General features: G+C 30.4%; 13 protein-coding genes. 11 read left to right on the forward strand and 2 right to left on the reverse strand.

Annotated features, from left to right (window positions below):
* The first annotated feature begins 80 nt into the window (after positions 1-80).
* The 4 genes from Q4528_RS09540 to Q4528_RS09555 all read left to right on the forward strand — a co-directional run bounded on the left by Q4528_RS09540 (position 81) and on the right by Q4528_RS09555 (position 4,740).
* On the forward strand, positions 81-1,079 hold the full coding sequence (locus Q4528_RS09540; RefSeq protein ID WP_046467175.1) for an ABC transporter substrate-binding protein: 999 nt from the start codon (positions 81-83) through the stop codon (positions 1,077-1,079).
* Positions 1,080-1,090: 11 nt separating this feature from the next.
* Positions 1,091-2,122 (forward strand): FecCD family ABC transporter permease, encoded by a 1,032-nt coding sequence (locus Q4528_RS09545; RefSeq protein ID WP_017638488.1) that lies wholly within the window; start codon positions 1,091-1,093, stop codon positions 2,120-2,122.
* Positions 2,119-3,084 carry a FecCD family ABC transporter permease gene (locus Q4528_RS09550; RefSeq protein ID WP_017638489.1) on the forward strand — a complete coding sequence of 322 codons (966 nt, stop codon included), beginning with the start codon at positions 2,119-2,121 and terminating at the stop codon, positions 3,082-3,084. Before Q4528_RS09545 ends, Q4528_RS09550 begins: the two co-directional genes overlap by 4 nt.
* A gap of 285 nt (positions 3,085-3,369) precedes the next feature.
* Entirely contained in the window at positions 3,370-4,740 is a 1,371-nt protein-coding gene (locus Q4528_RS09555; protein WP_017638490.1) for a YjiH family protein, read from the forward strand.
* 107 nt (positions 4,741-4,847) lie between these two features.
* Here Q4528_RS09555 and Q4528_RS09560 read toward each other — a convergent pair whose 3' ends face one another.
* A complete protein-coding gene (locus Q4528_RS09560; RefSeq protein WP_017638491.1) occupies positions 4,848-5,168 on the reverse strand; it encodes a heme oxygenase in 321 nt (106 codons plus the stop codon).
* 169 nt (positions 5,169-5,337) lie between these two features.
* The gene (locus tag Q4528_RS09565) at positions 5,338-5,598 is read right to left on the reverse strand and encodes a SunI/YnzG family protein (RefSeq protein WP_017638492.1); all 261 of its coding nucleotides are present in this window, start codon (positions 5,596-5,598) and stop codon (positions 5,338-5,340) included.
* 200 nt (positions 5,599-5,798) lie between these two features.
* On the opposite strand from Q4528_RS09565, the gene Q4528_RS09570 reads away from it, so the two are divergent.
* The 7 genes from Q4528_RS09570 to salA all read left to right on the forward strand — a co-directional run bounded on the left by Q4528_RS09570 (position 5,799) and on the right by salA (position 13,143).
* Positions 5,799-6,320: a metal-dependent hydrolase gene (locus Q4528_RS09570; protein WP_046467176.1), complete on the forward strand. Its 522-nt coding sequence runs from the start codon at positions 5,799-5,801 to the stop codon at positions 6,318-6,320.
* Positions 6,321-6,389: 69 nt separating this feature from the next.
* On the forward strand, positions 6,390-7,577 hold the full coding sequence (locus Q4528_RS09575; protein ID WP_046467177.1) for a UTP--glucose-1-phosphate uridylyltransferase: 1,188 nt from the start codon (positions 6,390-6,392) through the stop codon (positions 7,575-7,577).
* 18 nt (positions 7,578-7,595) lie between these two features.
* Entirely contained in the window at positions 7,596-8,282 is a 687-nt protein-coding gene (gene trhA / locus Q4528_RS09580; RefSeq protein ID WP_046467178.1) for a PAQR family membrane homeostasis protein TrhA, read from the forward strand.
* A gap of 133 nt (positions 8,283-8,415) precedes the next feature.
* Positions 8,416-9,747, forward strand: a complete 1,332-nt coding sequence (gene sdrM / locus Q4528_RS09585; protein ID WP_046467179.1) for a multidrug efflux MFS transporter SdrM — start codon at positions 8,416-8,418, stop codon at positions 9,745-9,747.
* A 198-nt stretch (positions 9,748-9,945) separates the two neighbouring features.
* Positions 9,946-10,413, forward strand: a complete 468-nt coding sequence (locus Q4528_RS09590; RefSeq protein WP_017638497.1) for a SepA family multidrug efflux transporter — start codon at positions 9,946-9,948, stop codon at positions 10,411-10,413.
* A 75-nt stretch (positions 10,414-10,488) separates the two neighbouring features.
* Positions 10,489-11,931 carry an MDR family MFS transporter gene (locus tag Q4528_RS09595; protein WP_046467180.1) on the forward strand — a complete coding sequence of 481 codons (1,443 nt, stop codon included), beginning with the start codon at positions 10,489-10,491 and terminating at the stop codon, positions 11,929-11,931.
* A 147-nt stretch (positions 11,932-12,078) separates the two neighbouring features.
* The gene (gene salA, locus Q4528_RS09600) at positions 12,079-13,143 is read left to right on the forward strand and encodes an iron-sulfur carrier protein/transcriptional regulator SalA (RefSeq protein ID WP_017638499.1); all 1,065 of its coding nucleotides are present in this window, start codon (positions 12,079-12,081) and stop codon (positions 13,141-13,143) included.
* Positions 13,144-13,551: the final 408 nt, after the last annotated feature.

Here is a 13,551-nt window from a genome sequence, read left to right on the forward strand (position 1 = left end):
ATAAAAAGTATGTTGACAATGATAATCGTTATCAATAAACTGTTATATGAAAGCATATACATACAATAAGGAGTGGAATCATGAAGGGAATAAAGATTTTTAGCATAATTGGCATATTATTTGCTTTAATTTTAGTTACTGCCTGTGGAAATAACGACAGTTCAAATAGCTCTAGTAGTAAAGAACCTAAAGATGGTGTGAAAATTAAACACGCTGAGGGCACTACTAAAGTACCTAAGCATCCTAAACGAGTAGTTGTACTTGAATACTCATTTGTTGATGCATTAGCAGCATTGAATGTAAAACCAGTGGGTATTGCTGATGATAATAAAAAAGAACGTATTATCAAACCACTTAGAGATAAAATTGGAAATTATACTTCAGTAGGTACACGTAAACAACCTAACTTAGAAAAAATTAGTAAATTAAAACCAGATTTAATCATTGCAGATAGCAACAGACATAAAGGTATCTACAAAGATTTAAGTAAAATTGCGCCGACAATAGAATTGAAAAGCTTTGATGGTGACTACGATGATAATATAGATGCTTTCAAAACAATCGCTAAAGCACTAGGTAAAGAAAAACAAGGTGACAAACGTTTAGAAGAACATGACAAGAAAATTGCTAAGTACAAAAAAGAAATTAAATTCAACAAAGATGAAAAAGTATTACCAGCTGTAGCAGCAAAATCAAGTTTCTTAGGACATCCAAGTGAATCATATGTAGGTCAGTTCTTAAAAGAATTAGGATTCAAAGAAGCCTTAACTCCTAAAGTAACTAAAGGTTTAAGTAAATACTTAAAAGGACCTTATCTTGAAATGAGTTCTGAAACATTATTAGATGTTAATCCTGGACGTATGTTTGTTATGACTGATAAAGCAAGTCCAGATGAACCAACATTCAAAAAAATGCAAAAAGATCCAGTTTGGAAAAAATTAGATGCAGTTAAACATGATCGAGTAAGTGTTGTAGACAGAGACCTATGGGCAAGAGCGCGTGGTTTAATTTCTTCTGAAGAAATGGCTAAAGAATTAGTAGAAATTTCTAAAAAGTATCAAAATAAAGAAGATAAGTAAGGTGGAAAATTATGACTATGAAGCATCAAAGTAGTCAATCCGCTATATTACAAAATAAAAGAAAACGCACTACACTCACATATATTGTGAGTGTGTGCTTTCTTTTTATTTGTATTTATTTAAATTTAGCGATTGGTTCTTCTCATATAGTATTTAAAGATATTGTTCATTATATTACAGGACATACGGATACGGAACAGACATTTTTAATACATAATTCAAGAATGCCTCGTATGTTAGCAGGATTATTAATAGGTGGCGCTTTAGGTCTAGCAGGACTATTAATGCAATCTATAACTCGAAATCCCTTAGCATCACCACAAATATTTGGTGTTAATGGTGGGGCATCTTTTGTCATTGTACTAATCACTGTTCTTGTGCCAGCTCTTGAAAATTATTCAATGATATTAGCAATGATTGGTGCATTTCTAGGTGGTTTAACCGTGTATACTTTGTCAGGTTCAACTAGATCTATGACACCAGTCAAACTTGCACTAGCTGGTATGGCAGTCCATTTATTTTTTAGTAGTATGACACAAGGTGTTATCTTATTAAATGAAGATTCAAACTCATCTGTTATGTTTTGGTTAGTAGGTTCATTGTCTGGCGTGAAATGGCCAGAAATTATTGTCATTTCACCATGGTTAATTGTAGCAATGATTATCACTATGCTTATGGGACGTCAATTAACAATCATGGAATTAGGTGATGATATTGCTAAAGGACTAGGTCAGAAAATTCAAGTCGTTAGATTAATATTAGGTTTATTAGTTGTTATATTAGCAGGTTTATCAGTATCAATTGCTGGTCCAATAGGTTTTGTAGGGTTAATTGTGCCACACATAGTAAAACGTTATATCAATAATAACTATATTTTAATGATTCCGCTCACTATAATCATTGGTGCAGATTTATTATTATTCTCAGATGTGTTATCAAGACTAGTCACTTATCCATTTGAGTCACCTGTAGGTATAGTAACTTCTTTCGTTGGTGCATTTTACTTCTTATTAATTACTGTTAGAGGGGTGAAACGCATATGACAAAAAAGAAGCATATGATTAGATATAGCATTGTATTTATACTATTAATACTAAGTACTTTATTTAGTTTGTGTGTGGGTTCAGTAATCGTTAATCCTATTGAAGCAATACAAGGTATATTTACACAAGATAATTTTATTTTGAATGAGTATAGAATTCCAAGAACTTTATTGGGATTGATTATCGGATGTAGTTTAGCGATATCAGGTGCAGTAATTCAAGGCGTTGTTAGAAACCCTCTTGCTTCTCCTGATGTAATAGGTATATCTAAAGGTGCAAGTTTAGCAGCAGTCATTATCATTATGCTATTTCCATCAGCACCCTTAGCAGTATTGCCAATCGGATCGTTCTTTGGTGCATTAATTATTAGTTTGATTTTATCATTCTTGATTTCTAAATTTGATGTCAAAGGTTCTAACTTAGCTTTAATTGGTTTAGCTATTGGTGCTATCTGTACAGCTATCGTACAATTTTTATTAATTAGAAATCCTATGGATGCAAATAATGCATTAGTATGGTTAACAGGAAGTTTATATGGACATAATATTTCGAACTTTTTATCTATTGTTCCTTGGTTTGTAATTACACTTCCAATTATTCTAATTCTTAGTCATCAATTAGATATTTTAGGTTTAGGAGATAACGTTGCTTTAGCTTTAGGTGCAAGAGTCAAACTGCTAAAAATGGTGTTACTTATTTTATCTGTAATGCTAGCAGGAGCTTCTATTGCTGTTGTGGGTGGCATAAGCTTCTTAGGTTTAATTTCACCACATATTGCTAGACAACTAGTCGGACATAAAAATATGCATGTTGTTATTATGTCAGGTTTTATAGGAGCAATATTATTAACATTTGGCGATGGTTTAGCAAGAGGTATACATCCACCGTTAGATATTCCTGTGGGTGTCATTATCGCAATCATCGGTGCGCCATATTTCTTATTCCTATTAAGAAAAATGTAATAATGAACGAACAGTACAGCATAAATTAATAAGATGCACCAAGCAGCATCGTATGATGTTGCTTGGTGCATTTTTAATTTGAAGTTAATCATACGTTGATTGTTAATGGATAAATAATAATAATTAGCGGAATGTCATTGCACTTTGAACATAAATCGAGTATAGTTATAAATACTTAATTATTCATAAAAGTGTATATATATTAATAAAACATTCAATGATTTTATTGAAATGGATGAATACATAAAATTGCAATTATAAATAGAGAGAAATGGATGACATAAAATGAATGGACACACTAAGCAAGAGATTATTAAAGGTAGAATAAAATTTATTACAATGTCGCTTATCGGAATTATACTATTTTTAATTCCTATACCAGTTGAACAAGATGGCAAAAAGCAAACAACATTACCTGTCGCATTTTTAGCCAATTGGTTAAAAGATGTTGTCGGTGATGCTATGCCTATTATTATCGTCACAATTATTACATTATCAGCAATATTAACACTACTTTGTTCTACAGTTTTAAAAAGTAAATTGAATCCAACAGGTTTAATGTATAATGCATTCAATGTTAATATCAGCTGGATGATTTTAAGATTGTTAGCAGTGATATTTGCCTGGGTTACTTTCTTGAAAATAGGTCCTAAGATGATATATTCAGAAGACACTGGAGGTCTTGTATTTTCAAGTCTATTACCTACATTAGTTGCTGTGTTTTTATTTGCAGCATTATTTTTACCATTGTTAATGGAGTATGGATTACTAGAACTATTGGGACCATTATTTAGACCCATTATGCGTCCATTGTTCACATTACCGGGAAGATCAACAGTAGATAATTTAGCTTCATTTATAGGTGATGGTACAGTAGGAGTATTAATTACAAGCCGTCAATATGAAGAAGGGTTTTACTCTAGAAGAGAAGCAACTGTGATATCCACGACATTTAGTGTTGTTTCAATTACATTTGCGATAATTATAGCTGACACAGTTAAAATGCAAGATAAATTTTTCTTATTCTATTTAAGCGTGATTATATCATGTTTAATTGCGGCAATGATTATGCCTAGAATTTGGCCATTAAATAAAATTCCTGATGAATATGCAAAAGAAGTTTCAAGTGATGCTAGAACTGAACAGTTGCCAGAAGGTAAAACAGCAATTGGTCATGGCTTCGATATGGCAACTGAAGTTGGAATCAAAGCACCAGGTTTAAAAGACTTTTTTAAATCAGGATTTAAAACGGTTATAGATATGTGGTTTGTTATTTTACCTGTAGTTATGAGTATAGGAACAATAGCAACAATAATAGCTAATTACACACCTCTATTTGAATATATTGGAAAACCTTTTGTTCCATTTTTACAATTACTTCAAATTCCCGAGGCGACACATGCATCTCAAACCATATTAATTGGTTTTGCTGACATGTTTTTACCATCAATTTTAATTGAAAGTGCACACAGCGAAATAACTCGTTTTGTTATCGGTGCGTTGAGTATTACACAATTGATTTATTTATCTGAAGTAGGTGGGGTTATTCTAGGTTCTAAAATACCGGTCAATATAGGGAAATTATTTATTATCTTCTTAATCAGAACGGTTATCACTTTACCTATCATAGCTTTAATTGCACATCTATTTCTATAATTAAAAAAGCCAAGTAGTCATTTAATATAACTGTATAAGTGTTAGTAACAAAACTTAACATATACATTTTAAAATGCATCTACTTGGCTTTTATTATAAATTAAAGTTTAAGGATTAAGAACAGAAAGAACATTCGCTTTTACAATTTCACTTTTTATAACTGGGGAAGCTTCTTTATTATCTGATTGTTTAGGACGTTGATGTGCTTCTTTAAATGCATCGCTATTTAACCAATTTTTGAAATCTTCTTCAGTATCCCACCATGTGTTAACATACATATCTTCAGTGTCATCATCTTTCTCTACTTGCCAAACTTCAATCTTGTTAAATCCTTTTAACGATTCGATTTTCCCACCTTTTGTAAATCTTGGTGCCATTTTTTCAGCAAATCCCTGTTTGACAGTAATACGATTAGTTACTACGAACATTTATATCACTCCTCTATTAATATTAAATACTATTATTATTACTTAAGTTTATATAAATTATAATACTTGTTACAGCATTAATAAAAACAAAAGGGGACAATAACTTAAAACATTATGAAATGCTAAGTTATTGCCCCGATATATACAGAAGTAAACCTATTTTTAGAGTTTACTTAGTTAGCTCATTATAAACTTTTTGATCATTTTGAGTATAAATAATGTATTCATGGTCAGCTGTATCAATTACAACTCGATTTGTTTTGCCAAAAGTAGAACCGATTCTAGAGATTTCTCTACCTTCAGCGTTTGGAACAGCATGGATGTCTTGGTCTTGATAAATATTTTTAATTTCGTTTGTAGGTATTTTAATATCTGCAACTCTCCATTGAATTCTTACTTCGTTATTATCTTTTTTTACTGTCATTGCCATGATTCAATACACATCCTTTAATTATTTTTGTACATATATCATATATTATTTTGGAAACGTTTTCAACACATAATGTGATACTTTTTATAAATTAAGTCATACTAATTGGAATGATGTTGTTTTGGTGAATAGTAACCGAAAATACGTTCGTATAAAATGGTTAAATATGATAAAATATTGCTATTAAAGGAGAGGTAATTATGACTGGAAAGACACATGCATCGTGTGGTTTATTAGTAGGCGCATTAACAACTCAGTATTTTCATACAGACTTATTTTCATCAGTAACAGTGGTTGTCTTATCAGTGATTTCTAGTTTGTTACCAGATATTTGTCATACACAAAGTAAAATTGGACAGAAATTTAAATTACTTAGTTTTTTCATTCGACTTATTTTTGGACATCGAACATTCACCCATTCCTTATTATTTATTGGTATTATAGGTTTTTTATTATATCTCATCGATACGCCTAAGTATTATGGGGTAGCTATTATCATTGGACTGGTTTCACATGTTATACTAGATATGATTACGCCTAAAGGAGTAAAGTTTTTATATCCTTTACCAATCACAATTAAAATGCCGATTAACTTTAAAACAGGTGGGCTTGTAGATTTATCTCTTGCTACTGCATTAACAGTTGGTGCTGTTTATGTGTTTTTTCAAATTGGAGTAAATGATATCATACATTATTGGAGATACTTTTTTGCGAATGATTAAAAATTGTATAGTGTATTTATGATAAGGTTATCGAGCGAAAATTTATATTTTACATAAGGAGACTAATTGATGTTAGACAAAAACAAATTAGAGAAATTTAATCAACAGCATATATATGAATATGAAAAATTAATGAGCACTAATGAAAAACAAGCACTTGAAGAGAAAATTGAAACACTAGATTTAGAAGACATTCAAAAAATGTATAACAACTTATATGTTAATAGACAAACAATTGATGATACTTCGGATGTTTCAGAAGTTAAGTATTCAGTAAAGTCTAATATGGATAATGAAACGATAAATACATATAAAGAACAAGGCATTGAAGCAATTAGAAATGGGCAGTTTGCTGTTGTGTTGATGGCTGGAGGTCAAGGAACTCGATTAGGTTATTCTGGACCAAAAGGTTCATTTGAAATAGAAGGTGTTAGTTTATTTGAACTACAGGCACGTCAATTAATTGATTTAAAAGAACAAAGTGGTCATACGATAGATTGGTACATCATGACAAGTGATATTAATCATGAAGCAACTAAAGATTACTTTGCTCAACATAACTATTTTAAATATGACCCTGAAAAGATTCATTTCTTTAAACAAGATAATATTGTAGCTTTAAGTGAAGCGGGTCAACTTGTATTAAATGAAACTGGACATATCATGGAAACACCAAATGGTAATGGCGGTATATTTAAATCGCTTAAAAAAGCGGGTTATCTTGACAAGATGAAACAAGATAATGTGAAATATGTATTCTTAAATAATATTGATAATGTATTAGTAAAAGTATTAGATCCTATGTTTGCAGGATTCACTGTTGCTAACAATAAAGATATTACATCTAAAACGATTCAACCTAAACATGGCGAAAGTGTAGGAAGACTTGTGAACAAAGATAGTAAAGATACTGTACTTGAATACTCTGAACTAGACCCAAATATAGCTAATCAATTTGAAAATGCTAATATCGGAATACATGCTTTTAAATTAGGATTTATTATGAGTGCAGTAGATAGAGAATTACCGTATCATATAGCTATAAAAAATCTGAAACAACTAGATGAAGATTTTGGTGTAATAGAACAACCAACTTTAAAATTTGAACTATTTTATTTTGATATATTCCGTTATGGTACAAGTTTTATCACATTACAAGTTCCTAGAGAAGAAGAATTTTCACCTTTAAAAAACAAAGAAGGTAAAGATAGCGTAGAAACAGCTACTGCTGATTTAAAAAGAATGAACATGATCTAAATTAAGGTGGATAAGCAAATGGCAAATTCAGAAACACATCAAAATAACACTAATAAAAGTTCATTTAGAGACATCATGCCACTGTCATTCGGTGAAGAAATAGGTAATTCTATATCTCACGGTGTTGCCTCACTGATTACAATGATGATATTACCTTATGCTGCTGTTCATAGTTATAATAAGGGTGGCGCGCTTTTATCAACAAGTATATCTATATTTGTAATTAGTATATTTTTAATGTTTATATCTTCAACTATATATCATGCTATGGCTAATCACACATTGCAAAAATATGTGTTGAGAATTATTGATCATAGTATGATTTATATAGCAATTTCAGGAACTTATACACCTATATTATTAAATGTGATTGGTGGTTGGCTCGGTTGGTTAGTGTTTTTACTATTATGGGGTACTACAGTATGGGGGATTTTATATAAATCACTGGCTACTCATGTTAATCACAAACTGAGTTTAATTGTATATTTAGTAATGGGGTGGGTAGGTGTAATCTTTGCACCTATCATCATATTAAGAACATCATGGTTATTTATTTTATTTATTGTTTTAGGTGGCCTTTCATATACTATTGGAGCTTGGTTTTATGCCCAGAAAAACCGTCCATACTTCCATATGATTTGGCACATATTTATAGTGGTAGCTTCTTTTTTCCATTTGATTGGCATTCTATTTTTTATGAAATAAAAGTATGACAAAAATGACGGGGATTGGCCTCGTCATTTTTATTTTCAAAAATTCATACTAATATATGATTGTTTTATCAGCATAAAGTCTATATTATTGTTTGAGTTGAAAGAAAACGAAAGGGAGTAAAATAATGAAATTAAGATCTATTGTTACAGTCATTGCATTAATTATGATTATGTTCATGGCTGCAATTGAAACATCTATTATATCTCTAGGACTTCCTAGTATTAATCGTGATTTAAATGCAGGTAAACATATTTCGTTGGTAGTTACTGTTTACTTTATTGCGTTAGTTATTGCTAACCCAATAGTTGGTGAATTTATATCACGTTTTAAAATCATGTTTGTTGCGATATGCGGTGTGATTTTATTTGGTATTGGGAGTTTGATGTCTGGTTTAAGCGATACGTTTACATTATTAATTATTTCAAGAATTATACAAGGCTTTGGCGCTGGAGTGATTATGTCTCTATCACAAATTGTACCTAAATTAGCTTTTGAAATTCCTTTAAGATATAAAGTAATGGGTATTGTTGGTAGTGTTTGGGGAATTTCTAGTATAGTAGGGCCACTCGTTGGTGGAGGTATATTAGAAGTTGCAACATGGCACTGGTTATTTTTTATTAACTTACCTATAGCTATTATTGCTATTGTTTTAATTATTTTTACCTTTAACTTTAAAGAGGAAGAGGTTAATAAAAATATTAATTTTGATGCTAAAGGTTTAACATTATTTTATATTTTTATTGGTTTATTAATGTACGGTTTATTAAATCAAACGATGTTCATTTTAAATATAGTCAGTTTGATTTTAGCAGTGTGTGTAGCTGTTTTATTATATAAAGTTGAAAAGAAAAGTGATCACCCATTTTTACCAGTAATCGAGTTTAATAAATCAATATCTTTAGTCTTTATTACGGATTTATTAACTGCGTTATGTCTTATGGGATTCAATATTTATATACCGGTTTATCTACAAGAAAAAGTAGGTATAAGCCCATTACAAAGTGGCCTAGTTATATTCCCACTTTCAGTAGCTTGGACAATATTTAATTTTTATTTGGGTAAAGTCGAAGAAAGCTTAACAAGAAAGACTTTATATTTATCGGCTTTTACTTTAATTATTGTATCAAGTATTATCATATTATTCGGTTTAAAATTACCATTACTCATTGCACTTAGTGTTATTTTAGCTGGTGTAGGTTTTGGTTATATTTACACAAAAGACAGTGTTATAGTTCAGGAAGAAACGACTCCAAATCAAATGAAGAAAATGATGTCATTTTACTCTCTAACTAAAAATTTAGGTTCATCAATAGGTTCAACTTTAATGGGCTATTTATATGCAATCAAAGCAGGTTGGTTTGGGTCAGATCTACAAAATATATTAAGTTTTGTAATTGCTGTAGAAATAATTTTAATTATTAGCTGGGCATTAATATATAAAAAACAAAGCAATTAAACTATAAAAGAGCCTAGGGCATATTTAAGTGCCTTAGGCTCTAAACATATATTTGTATAAAACGACGGTAAGACTAATTCATGATTTTGTGATACTTTATATTTACTTCATGTTAGCTTCTCATTTTTTATAATTTTATAAGGTCATTAATTAGTGGTAAAATACATTTGTATTGAATAAATTAGGGGGATAAGTGTAATGAAGTTTTTTAAAGATAAATTTTATAATTTAATATCTACACTTATTGTTCTAACTATTTTTATAATTTCTGGAACGATATTTTTAATGTTTTTAGGATTTGGGTTATATGGGTTAAGTAGGTTACTCATATATTTCAAGTTAGGCTACTTTGGATATAATAAAAGCTTTTATGACAATATTTTTTATTATGGTAGTTATATCGTATTAGGATATTTCACGCTATTTGCAGTCGAACATCTAATGGACTATTTTAGAAAACGTCTCCCACAAAATCCGTATTTTCAAGGAATAACATATCATTTAATTGCTTACTCAGTTACTACAGTATTGTTTTATTTCATTATTCACGTGCATTACACTTATATTGATATTAAATTTTGGGTAATTATGATTATAATAGGCTTCTTATATATATGTAAGGAAATATTTTATCCTGATAGTACTAATCTAAATAATAAAAAATAGTAAGCAGTATATTTGAATAATTATTTAAAGTTTGGTTGAATTGTATACTATTACTGAATAAAGGAGATTATGTACGTGAGCAATATAGAAATTAGTAAAAGACGTAGGAATTTAATTGTTTCTGTAATGCTGATTAGTGCTTTTGTGGCAATCCTTAACCAAACATTACTTAATACAGCATTACCCCATATTATGAGAGGGTTAAAAGTTGATGAGAATACATCACAATGGTTGATTACTGGTTTTATGCTAGTTAATGGGGTCATGATTCCTTTAACTGCATATTTAATGGATCGAATCAAAACGAGACCATTATATTTGTCAGCAATGGGAACTTTCTTGATTGGTTCGATAGTAGCCGCTATAGCACCTAACTTTGGTGTTTTAATGACTGCAAGAGTAATTCAAGCTATAGGTGCTGGCGTATTAATGCCATTAATGCAATTTACATTATTTACGTTATTCTCAAGAGAAAGACGTGGATTTGCAATGGGGCTTGCTGGATTAGTTATTCAGTTTGCACCAGCGATTGGACCTACATTTACAGGTTTGATTATTGATCATGTGAGTTGGAGAGTACCATTCATTATTATTGTAGGTATTGCTTTAGTTGCACTTATCTTTGGTTTTATTTTTATTTCAAGCTATAACGATACTAAGAAAACGAAACTTGATAAACGCTCAATTGTATATTCAACATTAGGATTCGGTATGATGTTATATGCATTTAGTAGTGCAGGTAGTTTAGGCTTTAGTAGCCCGGTTATTATTTGTACATTAATCATTAGTGTTTTAATTATATTAGTATTTGTTAGAAGACAATTATCTATATCTAATCCATTATTAAATTTGAAAGTATTTAGTAACAAAGTATTTTGTTTTAGTACAATTACTTCAATGATTGTAATGATGTCCATGGTTGGTCCAGCATTACTTATTCCATTATATGTACAAAACGCATTAGCATTATCTGCATTATTATCAGGATTAGTGATTATGCCTGGTGCAATTATTAATGGGTTAATGTCTGTATTTACTGGTAGTTTTTATGATAAATATGGACCAAGACCATTAATTATTACAGGATTTATAATATTAACTATATGTACATTCTTATTATGCTTCCTAAAAGCGGACACATCATATACGTATTTGATTGTGATTTATGCTATTAGAATGTTTGCAGTTTCATTACTTATGATGCCTATTAATACTGCCGGTATAAATGCGTTAAAAAACAGCGATATTTCACATGGTACAGCTATCATGAACTTTGGACGAGTTATGGCAGGTTCTTTAGGTACGGCTTTAATGGTAACCTTTATGAGCATGGGTTCAAAATGGCTAGGATCAACAATTGCTACATCAGGTAGTAAAGAAATGATACAACGTCAAACTGTTGCTGCTGGTGTAGATGTGTCATTTGCACTTGTTACAGTCTTTGTAGTTATTGCATTCTGTTTTGCTTTATTCATTAAAGAATCAAGAAATAAGTCAAAAAATATTAGAGATATTTAATAGGATTAGTTTTATTAAGAAGTTAGTTATTAAATTAAGCTAACTTCTTTTTTTATTTTAAAAAAAGTCTTATACTAAAAAAGATAGACTAGGTAATGACAAAATATGTTTATTTAGTTAAGACAATATAAATAAGGGGGATTTACTTTGTTAACGGTAAATCAAGTCAAAGAATTAGTTGGAGAGTTAAAAGATCCAATTATTGATGTACCTTTAAAAGAAACAGACGGTATAGTAGATGTTTCTATTAAAGAAGAAATTGAACATGTAAGTGTCAAAATTGCTATGGCTCAATTAGGAGGTCAACCTCAATTAGACCTTCAAATGGCAATAGTTAAAGTATTAAAAGAAAACGGCGCTAAAACTGTTGGAATTAGATTTGAAGAATTACCTGCTGATACAGTAGAACAATATAGAGGCAAAGGCACAGAAAAACCTAAAACAATAGAAGGACTATTATCTAAAAATAACCCAGTAGAATTTATTGCAATTGCTTCTGGTAAGGGCGGCGTTGGTAAATCAACGGTTGCAGTTAACTTAGCTGTTGCTTTAGCAAGAGAAGGTAAAAAAGTAGGTTTAGTAGATGCTGACATTTATGGATTTAGTGTTCCAGATATGATGGGTATTGATGAAAAACCAGGTATAGAAGGTAAAGAAGTGATTCCTGTAGAAAGATATGGCGTTAAAGTTATATCAATGGCATTCTTTGTTGAAGAAAATGCTCCAGTTATTTGGAGAGGACCTATGCTTGGTAAAATGCTTACTAACTTTTTCACTGAAGTAAGATGGGGAGATTTAGATTATTTAATACTTGATTTACCACCTGGTACAGGAGATGTAGCGTTAGATGTTCATTCGATGTTACCGTCAAGTAAAGAAATAATAGTAACAACTCCACACCCAACAGCAGCATTCGTAGCCGCAAGAGCAGGTGCTATGGCTAAACACACTGATCACTCAATTTTAGGTGTAATTGAAAATATGAGTTACTTCGAAAGTAAAGAAACAGGTAACAGAGAATACGTATTTGGTAAAGGCGGAGGTACTAAATTAGCTGATGAGCTAAATACACAATTGTTCGGAGAGTTACCTTTAGAACAGCCAACCTGGAATCCAAATGACTTTTCTCCATCTATTTATCAACCTGAAGATCGTTTAGGTAAAATTTACCAAACTATAGCACAAAAAGTAATAGCAACTACACAAAAATAATCAATTGTAAAAAGGCGTATAAAATTAATAAAGATTTTATGCGCTTTTTCTATTGCATTTTAGAAAAATCCTGTTAGAATAATTTCTTGTGAGTTATTAATTCACATATAGCAATTCAAAAAGATTTAAATTAATTATTGACTTTAAATCTTAAAGTTGATATTATATAAAAGTCGTCAAAAACGGCAAGTTAAGTTTATTAAAACTTCGTTAAAAAAGTGTAAAACTTACTATTGCGAAGATGAATTAAATCAATTAAACTTATAAAAGTAATCTTAATTAAATGTTGACTTTCGATTTTGAAAGTAATACAATGTAAGAGATTGCGACAAAATGAACATTGAAAACTGAATGACAATATGTCAACGTTAATTCCAATAATGTAACGAAAGTTACAACAATTAATTT

It is taken from the genome of Staphylococcus pasteuri (assembly GCF_030547725.1).
Lineage (GTDB): Bacteria > Bacillota > Bacilli > Staphylococcales > Staphylococcaceae > Staphylococcus > Staphylococcus pasteuri.